Origin of the sequence: Synechococcus sp. KORDI-49 (assembly GCF_000737575.1) — a bacterium.
GTDB lineage: Bacteria > Cyanobacteriota > Cyanobacteriia > PCC-6307 > Cyanobiaceae > Parasynechococcus.
This window is the reverse complement of record NZ_CP006270.1, coordinates 948668-966111: the sequence shown is the minus strand read 5'-3', so window position 1 is coordinate 966111 and position 17444 is coordinate 948668. Positions and strand designations below refer to the sequence as shown.

At 60.4% G+C, this 17444-nt stretch carries 21 protein-coding genes; 12 read left to right on the top strand and 9 right to left on the bottom strand.

What is annotated here, in order from left to right; genetic code table 11:
* Nucleotides 1-422 precede the first annotated feature (422 nt).
* The gene (locus KR49_RS05185; protein ID WP_043692466.1) at nucleotides 423-617 is read right to left on the bottom strand and encodes a type II toxin-antitoxin system Phd/YefM family antitoxin; all 195 of its coding nucleotides are present in this window, start codon (nucleotides 615-617) and stop codon (nucleotides 423-425) included.
* A 42-nt stretch (nucleotides 618-659) separates the two neighbouring features.
* Entirely contained in the window at nucleotides 660-2738 is a 2079-nt protein-coding gene (locus tag KR49_RS05180) for a glycogen-debranching protein (RefSeq protein WP_043692463.1), read from the bottom strand.
* A 53-nt stretch (nucleotides 2739-2791) separates the two neighbouring features.
* Here KR49_RS05180 and KR49_RS05175 point away from each other — a divergent pair, with 53 nt between their 5' ends.
* From KR49_RS05175 to KR49_RS05160, 4 genes are all read left to right on the top strand, one after another.
* Complete coding sequence (locus tag KR49_RS05175) at nucleotides 2792-3448, top strand: MBL fold metallo-hydrolase (protein ID WP_043692460.1); 657 nt, start codon at nucleotides 2792-2794, stop codon at nucleotides 3446-3448.
* Between the two features lie 18 nt (nucleotides 3449-3466).
* On the top strand, nucleotides 3467-3853 hold the full coding sequence (locus tag KR49_RS05170) for an HU family DNA-binding protein (RefSeq protein WP_256381033.1): 387 nt from the start codon (nucleotides 3467-3469) through the stop codon (nucleotides 3851-3853).
* Nucleotides 3854-3921: 68 nt separating this feature from the next.
* The gene (gluQRS, locus tag KR49_RS05165; protein ID WP_043692456.1) at nucleotides 3922-4797 is read left to right on the top strand and encodes a tRNA glutamyl-Q(34) synthetase GluQRS; all 876 of its coding nucleotides are present in this window, start codon (nucleotides 3922-3924) and stop codon (nucleotides 4795-4797) included.
* Nucleotides 4781-5050, top strand: coding sequence for a hypothetical protein (locus KR49_RS05160; protein ID WP_156957108.1), 270 nt, complete (start codon nucleotides 4781-4783; stop codon nucleotides 5048-5050). Before gluQRS ends, KR49_RS05160 begins: the two co-directional genes overlap by 17 nt.
* 4 nt (nucleotides 5051-5054) lie before the next feature.
* On the opposite strand, the gene KR49_RS13785 is transcribed toward KR49_RS05160, so the two are convergent.
* Nucleotides 5055-5198, bottom strand: coding sequence for a hypothetical protein (locus KR49_RS13785; RefSeq protein WP_156957107.1), 144 nt, complete (start codon nucleotides 5196-5198; stop codon nucleotides 5055-5057).
* Nucleotides 5199-5225: 27 nt separating this feature from the next.
* On the opposite strand from KR49_RS13785, the gene KR49_RS05155 reads away from it, so the two are divergent.
* Complete coding sequence (locus KR49_RS05155) at nucleotides 5226-5546, top strand: hypothetical protein (protein ID WP_253912827.1); 321 nt, start codon at nucleotides 5226-5228, stop codon at nucleotides 5544-5546.
* Between the two features lie 31 nt (nucleotides 5547-5577).
* Here KR49_RS05155 and KR49_RS05150 read toward each other — a convergent pair whose 3' ends face one another.
* A complete protein-coding gene (locus KR49_RS05150) occupies nucleotides 5578-6270 on the bottom strand; it encodes a hypothetical protein (RefSeq protein ID WP_156957106.1) in 693 nt (230 codons plus the stop codon).
* A 55-nt stretch (nucleotides 6271-6325) separates the two neighbouring features.
* Between KR49_RS05150 and KR49_RS05145 the strand changes: the two genes are divergently transcribed.
* Nucleotides 6326-8068 (top strand): calcium-binding protein, encoded by a 1743-nt coding sequence (locus tag KR49_RS05145; RefSeq protein ID WP_156957105.1) that lies wholly within the window; start codon nucleotides 6326-6328, stop codon nucleotides 8066-8068.
* Between the two features lie 10 nt (nucleotides 8069-8078).
* On the opposite strand, the gene KR49_RS05140 is transcribed toward KR49_RS05145, so the two are convergent.
* From KR49_RS05140 to KR49_RS05130, 3 genes are read right to left on the bottom strand one after another with little or no spacing between them, the layout of a single operon-like run.
* Nucleotides 8079-8807 (bottom strand): succinate dehydrogenase/fumarate reductase iron-sulfur subunit, encoded by a 729-nt coding sequence (locus KR49_RS05140; protein WP_043692447.1) that lies wholly within the window; start codon nucleotides 8805-8807, stop codon nucleotides 8079-8081.
* Nucleotides 8804-10720: a fumarate reductase/succinate dehydrogenase flavoprotein subunit gene (locus KR49_RS05135; RefSeq protein WP_043692446.1), complete on the bottom strand. Its 1917-nt coding sequence runs from the start codon at nucleotides 10718-10720 to the stop codon at nucleotides 8804-8806. The genes KR49_RS05140 and KR49_RS05135 overlap by 4 nt, the downstream gene beginning before the upstream one ends.
* Nucleotides 10717-11349, bottom strand: a complete 633-nt coding sequence (locus KR49_RS05130; RefSeq protein ID WP_043692444.1) for a succinate dehydrogenase cytochrome b subunit — start codon at nucleotides 11347-11349, stop codon at nucleotides 10717-10719. The genes KR49_RS05135 and KR49_RS05130 overlap by 4 nt, the downstream gene beginning before the upstream one ends.
* Nucleotides 11350-11422: 73 nt before the next feature.
* Here KR49_RS05130 and KR49_RS05125 point away from each other — a divergent pair, with 73 nt between their 5' ends.
* The 4 genes from KR49_RS05125 (at nucleotide 11423) to KR49_RS05115 (ending at nucleotide 14229) form a co-directional block, all read left to right on the top strand.
* Nucleotides 11423-12484, top strand: coding sequence for a hypothetical protein (locus KR49_RS05125; RefSeq protein WP_253912826.1), 1062 nt, complete (start codon nucleotides 11423-11425; stop codon nucleotides 12482-12484).
* Nucleotides 12481-13566, top strand: coding sequence for a hypothetical protein (locus KR49_RS05120; protein WP_253912825.1), 1086 nt, complete (start codon nucleotides 12481-12483; stop codon nucleotides 13564-13566). Before KR49_RS05125 ends, KR49_RS05120 begins: the two co-directional genes overlap by 4 nt.
* Before the next feature lie 172 nt (nucleotides 13567-13738).
* Nucleotides 13739-13840 carry a DUF4278 domain-containing protein gene (locus tag KR49_RS13240; RefSeq protein ID WP_071839666.1) on the top strand — a complete coding sequence of 34 codons (102 nt, stop codon included), beginning with the start codon at nucleotides 13739-13741 and terminating at the stop codon, nucleotides 13838-13840.
* Between the two features lie 206 nt (nucleotides 13841-14046).
* Nucleotides 14047-14229 carry a hypothetical protein gene (locus tag KR49_RS05115; protein WP_156957104.1) on the top strand — a complete coding sequence of 61 codons (183 nt, stop codon included), beginning with the start codon at nucleotides 14047-14049 and terminating at the stop codon, nucleotides 14227-14229.
* Between the two features lie 423 nt (nucleotides 14230-14652).
* Here the strand turns inward: KR49_RS05115 and KR49_RS13780 are convergent, their stop codons facing one another.
* Together KR49_RS13780 and KR49_RS05110 are read right to left on the bottom strand one after the other, a co-directional pair.
* Nucleotides 14653-14856: a hypothetical protein gene (locus KR49_RS13780; RefSeq protein ID WP_156957103.1), complete on the bottom strand. Its 204-nt coding sequence runs from the start codon at nucleotides 14854-14856 to the stop codon at nucleotides 14653-14655.
* A complete protein-coding gene (locus KR49_RS05110) occupies nucleotides 14844-15209 on the bottom strand; it encodes a thermonuclease family protein (protein WP_043692438.1) in 366 nt (121 codons plus the stop codon). The genes KR49_RS13780 and KR49_RS05110 overlap by 13 nt, the downstream gene beginning before the upstream one ends.
* 110 nt (nucleotides 15210-15319) lie before the next feature.
* Between KR49_RS05110 and KR49_RS05105 the strand changes: the two genes are divergently transcribed.
* Together KR49_RS05105 and KR49_RS05095 are read left to right on the top strand one after the other, a co-directional pair.
* Nucleotides 15320-15619: a DUF3303 domain-containing protein gene (locus tag KR49_RS05105; RefSeq protein ID WP_052378176.1), complete on the top strand. Its 300-nt coding sequence runs from the start codon at nucleotides 15320-15322 to the stop codon at nucleotides 15617-15619.
* A gap of 1122 nt (nucleotides 15620-16741) precedes the next feature.
* Nucleotides 16742-17017: a hypothetical protein gene (locus KR49_RS05095; protein WP_156957102.1), complete on the top strand. Its 276-nt coding sequence runs from the start codon at nucleotides 16742-16744 to the stop codon at nucleotides 17015-17017.
* The last annotated feature ends 427 nt before the right edge of the window (nucleotides 17018-17444 follow it).

Here is a 17444-nt window from a genome sequence, read left to right as displayed (position 1 = left end):
ACTAGGATTTGCATTGTTTCTGAGCGCTAGATAAATCGCGCCATTAAGAGTAAGTGAGCAGAGTTTTGTTAATCGATCTGGAGCCGAGGCGTGCATAAAACAAGCTGTAGCGCTGCCATATCCAGCCGCATAATCCAGGCCCAAAAATGTCTATGGCCTTGCTGGGTTGCGCTTCCACCTTGTGGCGAATCATGTGATCGCTCAGCTCTTAATGGGTGTGCGATAGTGGTCGAGCTTCTGGCGGGGGTTGGTGCACAGCTCCAGGATGTTCACGCTTCGGTGGTGCTGAAGTCATGCAAAGGCCTGGCTCGCCGCGCGCCCAAGTGAGAGTTAGCGCTTCAGCAGGGTCACGCTGGGGCCGTCTTCACTCAGGCTCTGATCACAACTCAGCAGTTTGATCTGCTCATGCTGAGCCTGGCTGATCAGCAGCCGAACATGGTGTTGATGTCGTCGGCGAAGTCACCTTTCAGGTCAGCGCTGGCGATACCTTTCGTGCGCATGAACCCCAGTTGCCGACGCCGCTGTGTGGTGCTCACCGGCACCACCTCATCTCTATTGAGGGACTGTTCCACATAGCGGGAGAGGTGAGTCTTGGCGTCGTGCAGATTCACTTGCATGGATTCAACTTTGCCGGGTTGGCGGCGCAGTCACCCGCTTCCTCAGAGCTTCAGGCCTGAGCCCACTTCCCGCGCCAGCAGCAGCACGAAACTGCGGCTTTCCAGCGGAATGGTCACGCCGTTGAACGGCACCGCTTCCGCCGGCAGATCCTGCGGGCTTGGCAGCGAGGTGTCGATCATCCGCATCCAGGGGGAGGCGGGCACCGGCAGCTCGAAGCTCAGCCCTTCTTCGTAGGCGTTGAAACCCATCCACAACAGTGCACCGCGGCTGCCCATGTGCAGGCTCGTGGCGGTCGTGGATGACCAGGCCGCCCAGTCGGGCTTGCTCAGTTCCACGCCATGCCACTGGCGCCATAGATCGCTGTGGTCGTTCGGTTTCCGGCTGGCGCTCTCGCGCGGTGGAGCCAGGGGATTGATCAGTTGCGTCAGGGCACGGCGCAGGCTCAACAGCCGTTGCAGGAACTGCTTCAGCTCCAGATCGCACTGGTCGTCGTTCCACACCATCCAGCTCAGGGGGCTGTCCTGGCACCAGGTGTTGTTGTTGCCCCCCTGGCTGCGGCCCACTTCATCGCCCATCAGCAGCATCGGCACACCGCGCGCCAGCAGCAGCGTGCTCAGCAGGTTCCGCTGCTGGCGTCGTCGCAGCTTCAGCACCTCAGGATTCGTCGTCGGTCCTTCGACGCCGTGGTTCCAGCTGTTGTTGTGGTTCTCGCCGTCGCGGTTGTCCTCACCGTTGGCGAGATTGTGCTTGCGGTTGTAACTCACCAGATCCGCGAGGGTGAAGCCGTCGTGGGCGGTGATGAAGTTCACCGAGCGGCCCAGCTGCACCGGCTTGTCGTTGTAGAGATCCGGGCTGCCCTTGAACCGCTGCGCCAGGGTCCAGGTGCTGTGATCGTCTCCTTTCCAGAAACGGCGCAGCCCATCGCGGAAATGACCGTTCCAGGTGCCGATGCGCTTGGCCGGGAAATCCTCCAACCGGTACAGCCCACCGCAGTCCCACGGTTCGCTCACCAGCTTCAGATCGCTCAGCATCGGGTCGGCTTCCATCGCTTCAAACAGCGGTGGCTGATCCAGCGGCTTGAGCGCTGCGCCGCGGCTCAGTTCAATGCCGAGATCAAAGCGGAAGCCATCCACCCCCAGTTCCAGCGCCCAGCAGCGCATCGATTCCAGGATCAGTTGGCAGCTGATCGGGTCGTTGGCGGCGATGGAGTTGCCGCAGCCGCTCACATCCAGATAGTCGCCGCTGCTGTTCTGGTGGTAATAGTGCTGATCCGCCAGACCGCGCCAGCTGAGGGTCGGCCCCTGCCGGTTGCCTTCGCTGGTGTGGTTGTAAACGACATCCAGCAACACCTCGATGTCGGCGTCATGGCAGGCGGCCACCAGCTGCCGCACCTGATGGCGCAGCTGCAGCGGATCGTCTCCACTGGCGTAGCCGTGGTGGGGCGTGAACCAGTTGAGGGGGCTGTATCCCCACACGTTGTCCCGCCCCGGAGGGGCATCGGCCGGATCGAAGGCGAACACCGGCAGCAGTTCGATCGCCGTGATGCCGAGGCTCTTGAGGTAGGGCAGCTTCTCGATCAGCCCCAGATAGGTGCCGCGCTGCCCCTCCGGGACACCGGAATCACCGCGTCGGGTGAAGCCCCCCACGTGCAGTTCGTAGATCACCGAGCGCTGCCAGCTGTGGCGCGGTCTTGGGTGCGCTTCGAAATCGAATCCGTCGCGTTCACACACCACCGCCTTCAGGCAGGCGTGGGCGTTCGGCGACGGGCCGGTGGCCAGCACCCGGTCGTAGACGTCCCAGCCGGTGATCGCGCGTGCTGCCGGATCCAGCAGCACCTTAGAGGGGCGGAATCCGTGCGCGCCCGGCGCCAGCGGTCCGAAAACGCGGTAGCCGTAGCAGCAGCCCTCACTGAGGCCTTCAACCTCCACATGCCAGTAATCACCGGAGCGGTGACGGCGGCCATCCAGTTCGATCACCCGCTCTGGGGCCTGGGCGGAACCATCGGCGAACAACAGCAGCTCAATGCGATCGGCGGCCGGTGCCGCCACCGAGAAGTTCACCCCGCGTCCGGTGAGGCTGCTGCCGAGGGGCCAGGGCGTGCCTGGATGGATGGCGCTCACGGCTCCCTGGCGTCACGGCCTCAAACTAATGGTTTGGCCTGGGTCTGAACGTCATGACCATGACCACCGCCCTGGAGGCGGGCCGGCCGCCGCAGCAGTTGCGAGCCGATCTGTGGCTGTTTCCCCCCAACCGCGACAGTCAGGGCGGCAGCTCCTGGTGGCTGGAGGCGGCGGAGGAGCCGGTGCTGATCGACTGCCCACCCCTGACGCAGGCCACGCTCGATGCCTTGCAGCAGCTGGCGGCCGGCCGCACGCCGCGCATCCTGCTCACCAGCCGTGAGGGCCATGGCCGCCTGCGCCGTGTGCAGGAACGCTTCGGCTGGCCGGTGCTGGTGCAGGAGCAGGAGGCCTACCTGCTGCCGAATGTGCAGCCGATCGACACCTTCGCCGAGGAGCACCGCACCGCTGGAGGCCTGCAGTTGCTCTGGACCCCTGGGCCGACTCCGGGCAGTTGCGTCATCCACGCCCCTGCTGCGGATCTGCTGTTCTGCGGGCGTTTGCTGACGCCGCTGAAGCGCGGTTGTCTTGGACCATTGCGTCATGGCCGCACCTTTCACTGGCCCCGTCAGCTGCGCAGTCTTGAGCGTCTGCGCGAGTGGCTTCCTCCAGAAGCCAGTCCTGATCTAGCTTCTGGGGCGGCGCTTGGCGCCCTCCGAGGCGAGCGGTTGGTGCCCTTCCAGGGCTGGTCCGATGGGGACGAATTGAGCTAATGCGTTGCGGCACGGGACTTGTCGCTTGCAGCACCGGGACACCCTCCATACGATTGGCCGGACTGGGGAAGGCATCGGCGCTCCCCATCGCCCTTACAGAGCCATCTCCGCCTCCTGTCTCTTCCTCAAATGAACAAAGCTGATCTGGTCAACCTGGTGGCTGCCCGCACCGAGCTCACCAAGACCGACGTCTCCATGGTTGTTGACGCCGCTATTGAAACCATCATCGACTCGGTCGTTGAAGGCAAAAAGGTTTCCATCCTCGGGTTCGGCTCCTTCGAGCCCCGCGAGCGCTCCGCCCGTCAGGGTCTGAACCCCAAGACCGGCGAAAAGATCGCCATCCCTGCCAAGCGCGTGCCCGCCTTCACCGCCGGTAAGATGTTCAAGGATCGCGTTCAGGGCTGATCGCTTCCGCAGCAATCTGATCGAATAGGCGGTCTTCGGACCGCCTTTTTGATGGCTGTTCCTGGTTGATGGCTGTTCCTGATCATCTGCAGCGGCATCTGGATCAGGGAAAGCGCCTGCGGCAGGGCCGTCATGGTCGCTTCGCGCCCTCTCCCACCGGCCGCCTGCATCTGGGAAATCTGCGCACCGCCCTGGCCTCCTGGTTGCAGGCCCGCTGCGAAGGCGCCACCTGGCTGCTGCGCATCGACGATCTCGACACGCCACGCAATCGCCCCGGGGCGATCGAGGCGATCGAGGCGGATCTGCAATGGCTTGGGCTGCACTGGGATGGACCGGTGATCCGTCAGAGCCGGCGGCGGGGGCAGTACGGCTCATGGCTGTCGTGGTTGCGGCGCAGCGGCGCCCTGTTCCCCTGCCGTTGTTCCCGGCGGCAGCTGGAGGGGCAGCCGATCTACCCGGGCACCTGTCGCGATGGCGATCGGGGCTGGGGTTGGCAGCAGCAGCGCCTGCCGAGCTGGCGGCTGCGGGTGCCGCCCCAGGATCCCTGCGGCAGCGGTGATGTGGTGCTGCGGCGTGCCGATGGTTTCGTGGCTTATCAGCTGGCCACGGTGATTGACGACATCAGCTTCGGAATCACCGATGTGGTGCGTGGCGAGGACCTTCGCGTTGCCGAAGCGGCCCAGCGCAGTGTGTTCGCGGCCCTGGGCTGGATGCCGCCCCGGTTTCATTACGTGCCGCTGCTCTGTGATGAGCGGGGCGAGAAGTTGTCGAAACGTGAAGCGAGTGCGGGACTGGCCCCGCTGCAGCAGGCCGGTCTGGATTCAGCTGCCGTCGTCGGACAGCTGGCGGCGGGATTGGGGTTAGTGCCCCGGGGCAGCCGCCTGTCCGCTCAGGATCTGCTGGCGGACTTGACGCACCGGGGCTTCCATGCATCGCTTTCTTAAGGAAGGCTTCGGGATCGAGATCAGCAAAACGGCGCACACTATTTCCAACGGTTTTCAACCTCTCATGACCATCTGCACCGTCTGCGGTGGCAGCGGCATTCAGCGCGTGAGCAGCCAGCGCTTCCGCACCTGTCTGGCCTGCCTCGGCACGGGCGTGATCAGCGCCGCCGTCCAGTCCGCTCCCCTCAATCAGCTGGCCACAGCCACCGTTGCGGCCAACCGCGTTGGTTGTCTGCCGCATTCACGGGGCTGACTGATCAGCTCAGGGGTGCTTTCTGCTTGTTGCGGAGCACGAAGAAGGTGGCGGTTGCCACCACCACAGCCAGGGGCACAGCGGTGAACAGCAGCAGGGCGATGGCGGTCCAGTCGGTGTACACAGTGAAGCGGCGAATCCAAGGCATCATCTCAGCAAACCGCTGTTGCATGCCGTGAACGGTTCCAGGTTCACAGTTGCCGTCTCTCTCCTGCTGGGGCCTCTGATCACCGCTCCGGTGTCCGCGTCCACCATGGCCACGCTGCGTCCGCAGGCTCTGCAGTGTCTGCAGGCCGGACAGGACGCGGCCTGCCGCAGTGCCCTGCTGGTCGCTGAGACGCTTCAGCGCCGGGCGGCGGCCCGCAACGCCTTTCCGTGTCAGACGCTGCTGCTGGGGTTGCAGGCGGATCTGATCATGCAGCAGCTGGGGGAGGGGCGCGGTGATCAGGCCGTCGCCGATGTGGGTGCCACCAGTCGCGGTTGCGCCGGGCTGTGAAGGCTCCCACCGAACCTGCGCATGGTTTTGTTCAGAACAGATAGGTCAGCTGCAGCGAGGCTGTTGGGAACACCACTCCGGCAGCTTGGATGTCACGGTTGATCCGGCGCACTGCGGTTTTGATTTCCTGCTTCGCGAAGTAGGGAAGATGTTTTGGGGCGGTCCAGATCGCCTTGGGGGGTTGATAGAGCTGCACTCCGGCATGAAGTCTGAGCAGGATCTTCTTGCCAGCTCTGATCTGCCAGCCCAGCCCTGCGCTCGGGATCACATTCAAGGGAGGGTGATCGCTGATCAGCCGGATCGATCCGCAGGTTCGGCAGGTGATCGTGAGACCGGAAAACTGATACGACAAGTCGTTGAGCTGGATGTCAGACCTCCCAGACATGTGGTGGAGGTTCAGGCCGGCTTGCAGGAACAGCCCCTGGCTCTGGCTGTTCCCGGTGAGGAATCGGTTGTAGGCCATGCGCAAGCCAGCGCTTTTGACCTCCAGCACAAGCGGTTTGGACAGGCCCGCATCGAAGTCGAGAAGAGGGCCGTTGAAATATTGAAGACCCAGTTCCAGTTGGTCTTTGGCTGAGATGTTGGATTGAATTCCCACCATTCCGCCTTTGTCGCTCACGCCTACTGACAACCCGGAAATCGGGATGGCGCGGCCTGGCGTGGCATACAGCGAAATCACACCTGCCAGCAGCCATGCGAAATGCTGCCATTGTTGTGTAGGCAATTCTTGACAGCTTTTAGAGGTAAACCAGTGTAGAGTAGCGAAAATTCCCTCAGAAATGCAAAATTTTAAATCGATACCTAATTCTATTGTTTCGTATTATCTGGGCATTGACTTCCTTGATTCGGTTCCAAGTGATTATGTTGAGTATCTGAATCCCTCCAGACATCGTTATCGGCTTGATGAGGGGCGGGTTGATATTGCTTATGCTTCCGATAGTGTTTCATTCGATATTCAGGATTTAATTTTTCAGTACGAAGTTCCTGCCTATGGGGGGTTGGAGAGATCGTTTGTTGATGGTGAGTTGGATGTTCTGATTGAAATGTCTGGTGATGAGGATGATGTGAGTGAGGGGCGCTACGACAGGTTGTCATTCAGCGGCTTTATCGATCTTGAGGCGGATGCGCTTGGAGAGGTGATCGACCTCCAGGAGGACTTCTCCTCCGGGTCTCTCGATGTTGATGTGATTGGTGCCTTCCGTTTCGACAGGGGTGATGAGATTTTCAAGGTTGATCGGGTTGATGTGACCCTTCGGGAGTCGGGGACTGCATGGGAGGCAAGGGTTTTTCCTGAAGCGCGTCGGCAGGGAGGAGTGCTGGCCAAGATTTTCGAGGATGGTGATCTGCTTGGCCGAGTGGTCAAAGACGGCCGCGGTCGTTACGGCGTTGAGGTCAACCGTGATTTGATGTCGCGTTTTTCGATCACGGATCAGTCCGTTAACGCTCTGCTGGCGAGCCAGAACATTGTTTATCGAGATCTTGATCCAGAGGATCTGAGGGTTTCTCTCGGAGGCTCCGAAAATGGTCTGGATATGGATCCCTATTTGGAATTCAGTCTTAATCAGGAATTTGGTGTTTATTCGGTTGAGCGATATCTTGAAGATTGGACGGGTCTCAATCGCGTTGATCTACGCTTCCTGCCATCAAACAGGTTGGACAATGCGACTCATGGGCTGCGGTTGAATCGCTCCTATCAGTCTGTTTTTGATTTGAGCTATGAGGATGCCCTCGTTCGTGGACGCCTCGTTGAGCCTGTTTTGATCAATGCTGAGGAATCTCACGATGTGCTCCTGGGAACCTCCTCTCGTGATCATCTGATTGGTTCCAATGATGGTGAAATCATTGCCGGTGGTGGAGGTCGTGATCGTCTTGTCGGCGGCCGCGGTGCGGATGGATTCCTGATGGATGTGGTACGGCGTTTCGGGCGGCGGAAAATGACGAAGATTGATGATTTTGATGCTCAGGAAGGCGACAGGCTCTTGCTCTCCTCTGCGCTTCTCACTGATGTTGACGATCTGAATCTGGCTTTGGTCAGCGGCAATCGGGAAGCACGCAGTGCTGCACTGACCGAGAGCAATCTGGTGTATGACCTCGGGAAAGGGCGTCTGTATTTCAACCAGAATGGCGATGAAGAGGGTTGGGGAGAGGGTGGATTGTTCCTGAAGCTGAAGGGAGCACCCCAGCTGGATCTCGAGCATCTCTCGCTGCAACGGCAAGCGGTTTCGGAGCAGCTCCCCGAGCCTTATCTCATGGAGCCCGAGGATTACGACTTTGATGAGGATGGCTCGGTGTCATTGCAGACCGATGCAGTGATCGGTGTGCGAAAGATGCTTGGCACGTTCCCCGGAGATGCCTTGTTCGAAGGATTAGGCCCCGTCGCTGACGCGGAGGGTCGAACACAGATCGACGAAACGCTCAATCAGTTGGTGACTCAGAACGCTCTTGATCTTGACCGTGATGGAACTGTGTCGACCCTGACGGATGTCCTGATGCTGATCATGAACATTCAGGACCTGTCCTGAAGGGCGGCATTCAGCTGGTTGCCTCTCGGTGCATCCAGCTGATCCAGTCCGCTGAGATCTCCTGGGGGCAGACCGCCTCGCACTCGAGGTTGCTGCTGCAGCTGCCGAAGCCCTCCTGTTCCATCCGGTCCTGCATGCTGCGGGCCCGCTTGGATCGCTCCGGTTGCCCCTGCGGGAGTTGGCCGAGATGCGCCAGTTTGGCGGCCACGAACAGGCTGGCTGAGGCGTTGCGGCAGCTGGCCACACAGGCGCCGCAGCCGATGCAGGTGGCGGTGTCGAAGGCGCTGGTGGCCTGGTCACGGCCCACCGGCAGGGCGTTGCCATCCGGTGCCTGGCCGGTGCCGGTGGAGCAGTAGCCGCCGGCGGCGATCAGGCGGTCGAAGGCGGAACGATCCACCATCAGGTCCTGAATCGGCGGGAAGGCCCGGGCGCGCCAGGGCTCCAGGGTCAGCTCCGCACCGTCCTGGAATTCGCGCAGGTAGAGCTGGCACACCGATGTGGCCCCGCGCGGACCGTGCGCCTGGCCGTTCACCAGGAAACCGCAGCTGCCGCAGATTCCCTCGCGGCAGTCGTGTTCGAAGCCGATCGGTCGCTGCCCGTTGCTGATCAGCTGTTCATTGAGCTGATCGAGGGCTTCCAGCAGCGACAGATCCGGGGAGACGCGATCGAGGGTATGGCTTTCGTAGCCGCCGGGTTGGTGGCGGTCTGTTTGCCGCCAGATGCGCAGGGTGAGCTTCATCGGTAACTGCGGGTGCTCGGTTGCAGGGCGGTGAACTGCAGCGGCTCGCCGTGGCGGATCGGTTCCCCGTCATCCTGGTGCTCCCAGGCGGCGATGTGCGCGAAGTTGGCGTCATCGCGCTGTGCCTCCCCTTCCGCGCTCTGGTGCTCCTCCCGGAAGTGAGCGCCGCAGGATTCCTCCCGGGCCAGGGCATCCCGCAGCATCAGCTGGGCCAGCCCGAAGAAATCCCTCACCCGCAGAGCCTTCTCCAGCTCGGCATTGGGCCCATGGCCCTCACCAGGCACCCGCACCTCCTGCGAGAACCGCTGCTCCAGGGCCGATACCCGGGCCAGTCCATCCCGCAGATCCTCGGCGCGGCGACTGATGCCGCAGCGGTCGATCATCAGGGCCCCCAGATCGCGATGGAAGCTGTCCACCGGTCGCTCCCCCCTGGCGCCGAGCAGGGCCTCGATGCGGCGGCGGGTGCTGTGCAGGGCCTCCTGGCAGGCCGGATGGTCCGGGCTCACCGCCTCTGAGGGTGTGCCCGCCAACCAGGCGGTCACCGTGGAGGGGGCGATGAAGTAGCCATCGGCCAGGCCCTGCATCAGGGCACTGGCACCGAGGCGGTTGGCGCCGTGTTCGGAGTAGTTGGCTTCCCCCAGCACGAACAGCCCCGGGATCGAACTCATCAGCTGGTAGTCAACCCAGAGCCCTCCCATCGTGTAGTGGGGGGCGGGATAGATGCGCATCGGCGTGCGATAGGGATCGTCGCCGCTGATCCGCTCATACATCGTCATCAGGTTGCCGTAACGGGCGGCAATGACGTCGCGGCCCTCGGTTCTGATCGCGTCGGTGAGATCCAGGTACACCGAGCGTCCGCCTGGACCGACGCCGTGACCGGTATTGCAGAGTTCCCGGGCGCGGCGGGAGGCCACATCTCGGGGCGTCATGTTGCCGTAGGTGGGATACATCCGCTCGAGGAAGTAATCCCGCTCCTGCTCCGGGATGTCCGCGGGCGCGCGCTGATCGCCGGGCTGCTTCGGCAGCCAGATGCGCCCGTCGTTGCGCAGGCTTTCGCTCATCAGCGTCAGCTTGCTCTGGAAGGCATCACCGCTGGGGATGCAGGTGGGATGGATCTGGGTGAAGCAGGGATTGGCGAACAGGGCTCCCTTGCGGTGCGCCCGCCAGATGGCACTGGCATTCGATTTCAGGGCATTCGTCGACAGGAAGTAGACGTTGCTGTACCCACCGCTGCACAGCAGCACCGCCCGCGCTGTGTGCACCTCCAGTTCGCCCGTCACCGTGTGACGCGTCACCACCCCCCGGGCCACGCCATCGACGGTGATCAGCTCCAGCATGTCGCGCCGTGTGAGCAGCCTCACCCGGCCCAGCTCCACTTGACGCATCAGAGCCTGATACGCGCCATACAGCAGCTGCTGTCCGGTCTGGCCGCGGGCATAGAAGGTGCGGCTCACCAGCGCCCCCCCGAAGCTGCGGGTGGCCAGGCTGCCGCCGTATTCGCGGGCGAACGGCACCCCCTGGGCGACGCATTGATCAATGATGCCGCTGCTGATTTCCGCCAGCCGCTGGCAGCCGCTTTCCCGGGCCCGGAAGTCGCCGCCTTTCAGGGTGTCGGTGAACAGGCGGCTGACGCTGTCGCCATCCACCGCCATCGCCCGGGCTGCATTGATGCCGCCCTGGGCCGCTACCGAGTGGGCCCGCCGCGGACTGTCGTGATAGCTGAGCACCGTCACCCGGTAGCCCTGCTGGGCCAGGGTGGCGGCGGCTGAGGCGCCGGCCAGGCCGGTGCCCACCACCAGCAGGTCGATCTGGCCTTTGCGCAGGGGGCTGATCAGCGGCAGGGATTCCCGGGTGCGTCGCCAGGCGTCGGCGATCGGTCCTGTCGGAATGCGTGGATCGGGCAGTCCGCTCATGCGGCACCTCCCAGAGCCAGGCTGAGGCTGATCAGCAGGAAGCCCCCACCGATCAGGGCCGCCAGCAGTCGTCCACCCGTGCGAAGGGCGGAGCTGTTGGTTGGGCTCAACCAGCCGAGGCTGCGGTGGGCGGCCTCGGCACCATGCAGGAGATGCAGCGCCAGCACCAGCGCCGCAGCGGCGTAAACCACGGCATTCAGCGGTTGCTGCAGCACGGAACTCAGCACCGCCCCCTCCTGCCCGGCTGCCGGTCGCGGCCAGCGCAGCTGATTGAGATGCACCACCAGAAACGCCAGCGTGAGCAGGCCGGCGATCCCTTTGCTGCGACTGGCCAGTGCGGCCAGGGGGGCATCGCGGCGGCTGCTGAGCTGGGCACTGTTGCCGGCCCGGCGGTTGGAGATGGCTTTGCTGATCGTGAGACTCACATGCAGGCCGGCGATCCCGGCCAGCCCGATCTCAAATGGCCTCAGCCAGGGACTGGTGTGCAGGGCGCTGGCGTAGGCCTCGAACCGCTCAGGCGCCAGCACCGCAGGGATCAGTCCGCCCAGATGCACCAGCGTGAACAGCACCAGCAGCAAGCCACTCAGGGCAGCTCCGGTGCGGACGACAGCTGAGGGCAGCGCGATCATTCAGGACCTGTCGGTCAACGCCGCAACACATCATGGTGGAACGGAGTTGTCATGGTGAGGCTGCGTTGATCCCGTGAAGGACGTGCCCGTTGTGCCGCGTCGGCGTCGCCTCTGGATGGCCCTCGCCGCCCTGGCGTTCGCGTTGACGCTGCAGATCGGCTTCTGGCGTGCCGCCGCGACGCCGGAACCCGCACCACCGGCCGTGGACTGGGGAAGACCAGAGGCACCAGCGGCTTCGCCACCGCTGCGTCAGCCAACGCTGCCTCCGCTGCAGCTGGGTGCCTACATCACCAATGTCAACGACATTGATCTGCTCAATGACCAGTTCTCCATCGAGCTGCTGCTCTGGACCATCTGGCAGGGGGATCCGGATCAGAACCCCAGCGATCAGCTGCGCATCCTCAACGGCGTCTACAACGGCGACACCCAGCGGTTCGAGCGCATCCGCCGCGATCAGATCAACGGCAGCAGCTGGAGTCTCTACACCGTGCGCTCGCCGGTGGTGAAGCGTTGGCGGCTGCAGCGTTACCCCTTCGATGACCAGCTGCTGCATGTGCAGATCGGTCTGGAGGATCCGTTGCAGCCGGTCAACCTGGACGTGGTGCCCACCGATCCCAGCACGGTCAGCCCTGGGCTGATTTTGCCGGGCTGGATTCTCAAGCCCCCCAACGGCTATGCCTCCAGCATCAGCCTGATGAGTGATCTGGGCAGGCCCATGGCCGAGGTGGGGGCCGTTCGGCGTCAGCCCACGGTGTCCTTTGATCTGCCGATCCAGCGCCGCAGCCTGCTGTTCGTGGCGCCGGATTTTCTGGGCTACATGCTGGCCGTCGGCCTCTGCTGCATGAGCCTGCTGATCACCCGCAGCCGGGACGATCTGATCCTGGCGGCCGTGGTCTCCGCCGGAGGCAACTATGTGTTCATCGCCGGCCAGTTGCCGGTGACGGCGATGACCGGATTCATCGGCACGCTGCAGCTGATCATCTTTCTGGGAATCCTGTACGTGGTGGCGGCGGATGAATTGATCGACAACCAGCTCAGCCTGGTGAATGCCCGGTTTGCGCGGGTGTTGAAGGTGTTCCTGCTGCCCAGTTATGTGGGGATGACCCTGCTGGGAATCTGGTGGATCATTCCATGACCTCCGCAGCATCTCCTCAGCCCCGCCCCCCCGAGGTGGCTAATGGCTTCTGGACACTGTTGACCTCGGCGATCACCATCGTGATCGTGCTGGTGGGCACGCTGCAGATTGAGCCGCGTTTGAGTGAGCGGCGCCTCAGGATTGATGAGCGTTACATCCTCACCTCCGAGGAGGTGGCGGCGCTGCCGCCTGAGACGCTGGCGGTGGTGCTGGATCGCTCGCCGGGTCAGGACCAGACCGGTTTCAGGTATCGGCTTCTGCAACTGGTGCTGGAGCGCAGTGGTCGCCCCTTCGCTCTCGGGCTCAGCGAGCAGATCCAAAGCCAGGATGAAGCTGTCGCAGCCCTCCAGCAGGGGCCTGGGTCCTCACGCAATCCCTTCGCCATCAGCGTTGGTGTGTACGGGGCCGGGCTGGAGCTGAACCGGCGCCTGCGGGAGATTCCCATCCCCGTGACCGGCGGAATTCTTGGCCTGAGAGTCGGATGGAGCCACCGAAGCCAGCACGAACGGCTGGCTTCAGTGGGTTCCGTTGAAGACCTGCGCAGCGTTGTGCTGCTGCAGGGTCTGGGCTGGAGTGATGTGGAGATCTTCGATGCATCCGGGCTGCGCACCTTCACCGCCCGATCCGAGGATCTGTTCCGTCTTGTGGACAACCGCCGCGTGCAGCTGTTTCCGCGCGGCATTGATGAACTCGAGCGTGAAGCGACGATCGTGGCTTCCACCGCTGCGGGCACCGACCTCGATCCGAATCTGCTGATCACCTATCCCTTCGCCGGTTTCTTCTATGTCAGCCCTGACAATCACTCGCTGGCCGATGCGATTCAGCTCGGTTTTGAGCGGGCGATCGCGGATGGTTCCTATCAGCAGTTGCTGGAGGAGCTGATCCTCACCCCTTGGCTGCGTCGCCATCTCGCCCTGGCGGACCGTCGCGTGATTGCCCTCCCCAATCCAGTGGCAGCTGATGTTCTGGCTGATGTGGATCCTCGCCACTGGATCGTTCCCTGGACTGATCTGCTGCAGGGGCGGATTCGCACTGGGGCTCAGTTCTGCACGGAGCAACGCCTGCAGGTGCTCTGCCCCTGACGGATGTTGCTGGAGCAGCAAGAGGGTGTGTATCCGCCTGAACGACACAGCGGTTGACGTTTCCCTTATAAAGGACTTGTAGCAACAGCTACCAACAACGTTCACCTCACTTCTGTGAGGCGCAGATCAACCAGGCCAAGGAACGGGGACCTGGATTTCTGAGGAACCACAGATGACCCTGACCTATCGCGGCCAGAAGTACGACCAGCAGACTGTTGCTGTCGCTCCTAACAAGCCTGCTCTGAAGTATCGCGGCGTTTCCTACGCCAAGTGATCAAGGGCTAATCACAGCGCACCCCCTGCCTTTGGTAGGGGGTTTTTTTATGGCAGAAGCAGGAAAGGTCTGCGCGATTGGGGCGCGGGCGCATAAGTGCAAATACCTATTAGAAATGCATATGGCCGCATGGTCTCTGTTGAAACATAAGGATGAATCAGGGCTGCTAAGGATGCCGAATAATCACCTTGTTTCTTGCGAGCGGGATGGCGACCTCTATCGTTATCGCCTTCCTGTTGCTGATGAGTTTTTATGTTATTTACGCCGCGGTAAGAAGGCAGTACGTCATCAGAAAAAGGCAGCGGCGGTTGTTCCGCAGCAATCTTTATCAATGGCGTAAAGAGATGAAGGACAGTGTCCATTATCGAAAATATCGAGACAGAGGATAGGCAAGAAGCTCAAGCAGAAAAGGGTTGATGGCTGGCACCTTCCTTCAGCGGCGAAAGGTCAAAAGGCAGCAACGATCGATGGCGTGTGTGCCGACAGCTGCAAGGAAGCATTGAAGGCACTGGCTGTGTCCTCAAATCACAGCAGGGTTCCGAAGGGAATCTGTTGAGATTCCTTTGCCTGGAGCGTGTTGGTCCATAATCATTCCGGAAGAACTGCGTGAAGGTGGACTTCCAGGCTGGGCTCGCTGAGGTTGACGGTGCTGGACACACCGTCGACTGAGAGCCCTCATGGGAGAACCCTCCCAACGAGGCCAGTGACGTTCTGGACGTCTTGGCATGGACGTGTTGAGTGGATCGGTGCACTGGATCTGAGGCGTGCTCCTCATCGTCTGCTTTTGGTAGAGCCCCTGAAAAGCACCATCATCAAAGTTCGGATGCAATGGCTTTCGATTGATTGTTTGGATTGGACATACTTAAGGCTGTTAAGTGGCTGGTTGATTGTGAGGCTTTCGCCTCAGGCAGGTCTTCTATCAGCGTTCTTATTCGCAACAAATCAGGGCAAATCACCCGATCGGGGGATTGATGCAAAGCCTGCATTCCCCCACTTGGTGGGATCAGCGCGTCCACGGGCACTGGCTGGCATATCGCCAGAAGATCTCGGCGTGGCCGCTGGCGACCATGGTCTGCTGGACGTTCGCCCCGTTGATGAACAGCTCGGCCACGGTCCTGCCATATCGGTCAGTCGTAATGCGGCGAATGCCCACCTTCTGGCTCATGAGCATTCCGTTGAGGTGATACTTCGCCGCCATGGCTGGAGCCGGCTTGGCGTTCTCCCCCTTCAGCTCAGGGGTGTCGATGCAAGCCAGCCGGACCTTTTCGCCTGTGGTCGTGGTGCAGGTATCGCCGTCGTAGCAGCTCTTGATGGTGACAGTGGGTAGGGCCGCGACGGGAGCTGAAGCCCCCAGCAGCATCACGGACATAAGTCCGATCGCAGTGGATCGAAAGCGCATCAGAACAGCTCCCTGTTTCAGATGTATCCGTAACAACTGATGAACTCGCGTAGATTCTAAACATTTCATTGATATTTTCCATGCGCTACCTAATCCAGTGGACTTGCCCCGATGCAGGTTCATCGCCGGAACTGAACCAAGGCTTTAAGGACTACCTCACAGGTGGGAAAGCCATGGACGAGTTCGAAGGTTTCAAAATTCTGGCTCGCTTGATCATGCCGCAAAACGGCACCGGCGCTTTTATCGCAGAGGCTGAAAGCCTTGCCCACGTCTATAAACACACCGGGCCTTGGACCCGAGCTTTCAAGATTTCGGTGCAAATAACACCCGGACTTTCTGATGAAGAATGGGTGCAATCAGAGACAGACCTTTTTGGTTGATTCAAGGTTAAGGATAAGGATTTGTTCAGATACACACCCCCCCAAAAAAATGGAGGGTAAGTATGGTTCCTGTTTTTTGTGGTCTAGGCGGCACCCATCTGTAGGTCCGTACCACCACCCACTGCGCATTTGCGGTCGCTGAGTCGGGCTTGAACTGAACGACCTTCTGCTGATCTTCAATTCGCCAGCCATCTCTCGTCGCCGGGCTTCTACGGGGGGTCATGCATGGCAAGATCCTTGCTCGGCATATCAATTAGCGGTCATTGCGGTCGCTGTTCCAACCCTTCGGATCAAGGCGTTTCAAGAGACTTTCTTGCCTTCTACGAAACTGCTCCCTTTCTGTCAGCACAGGCCAACGCTCAAGCCGCAAAGCTCTACGGAATGGTCTGAGGCAGCGACGCATACGGGACATACGAATGTTTTACACAGACCACTGAGCGAAATGTGACCTCACAGGACAAAGCCATATGAGCGAATCCATCGGCGTCAACCCTTGCTCTCATCTGGTTAGAGGCTCACCCCCAGGTGCCAACCCACAAGCCTGTCCGCGTCTTCTTGGGTCAGCAGCGGGGTCATCCAGTCCGTCATCAGCTCAGCCACAGCAGGCGTTCCTAGGTCTTAGGTACCGCCAGACAGCTACCGCTTGAAGGTGTCAGGGTCATTAGCCATTAGCGCGTAGTGCTGTGATGAGCTGTCCCAGCAGAAGCAGGGAGATGCGGGTTCCTTGGGTCATGGGTCAGACGTAGCTGTCTGAAGTATTCCCCGCTCGGCTCAAGCGCCGAAGTTGTAGAGCAATTCCTTCCATTTTTGCAACTGAATTCCAATGGATTGCGAGAATCTCAAGTAGCGCAAGCCAAGCAGAACAATTTCTTTTAGCCATCTCAGTGAATCTCACCAAGTACAAAGCGATCAGAACGAGACAGCTTGGAGTGACAAAGGCAATCCATGGACTACAGCGGTCGCGAGGCCCAAAACAAGCTGTGAAAAATTCCCAAAGAAGGGCGACTTAGGCATTGATCGACCTTCCTAACACATGTAGATTAAATGGCCGAGAGACAGCGGACGTTGAAAGCTGGATATGCACCACCACTCATTCTATTGGCTATAGCCGCTTGTTTTTACATGGCCGACGTCAACAAGAGCTTCACTACAGACAAGTCATCTTCAAAGATTCAAAAAAACAAGACATCACTGATCAAAAAAGACTGGAACAAAATCAATCAATGCATCGCGCGTTCCGCCAAGCAACTAAATGATGAAGCGATGAAAACATATCGACTGATTAATTGGGACACAATCACCCCCGAGCAGAGCGAAGAGCGCCGAAAGCTATTATCAGAATTAAACGTTGAAAAGCTTGATCGAGACAAAGAGTGCAGAGAAAAGGGGTCCTTCTAAAGCCTGTACATCGTTATGCGCTTATGCCAAGCAACCCTGATCGCAAGGCGACGAAGCGTGCGACATGATTGCAAACCAAATCGACGGATTCCGAGAAGTTATCTTCACGAAAATGTGCTCAGAACCAATCAAGGTATTTACACCTTCCTGTCTGCAGTACATAGTGGGTGAACCCAATGGAATAGACTAAGGATCATGAGCGGCCTGATTGCATTTTCTACAGGCATGTGTGCCATCGCACTGGGTTCAATTGCTTTGTCATTGAGACCCATAGCCGAGTCAGCCCGCAGTTTCAATTACTGCGTAGAGGAACGAATTTCATACTGGACAAAGCAAGACGATGAACAAGTAGAGCGACCCTGGACACGATCAAACCAGGTCGCCTTTTGCAATGGCAAAGTTTACAAGCTTCGCGTCACCAATCTCA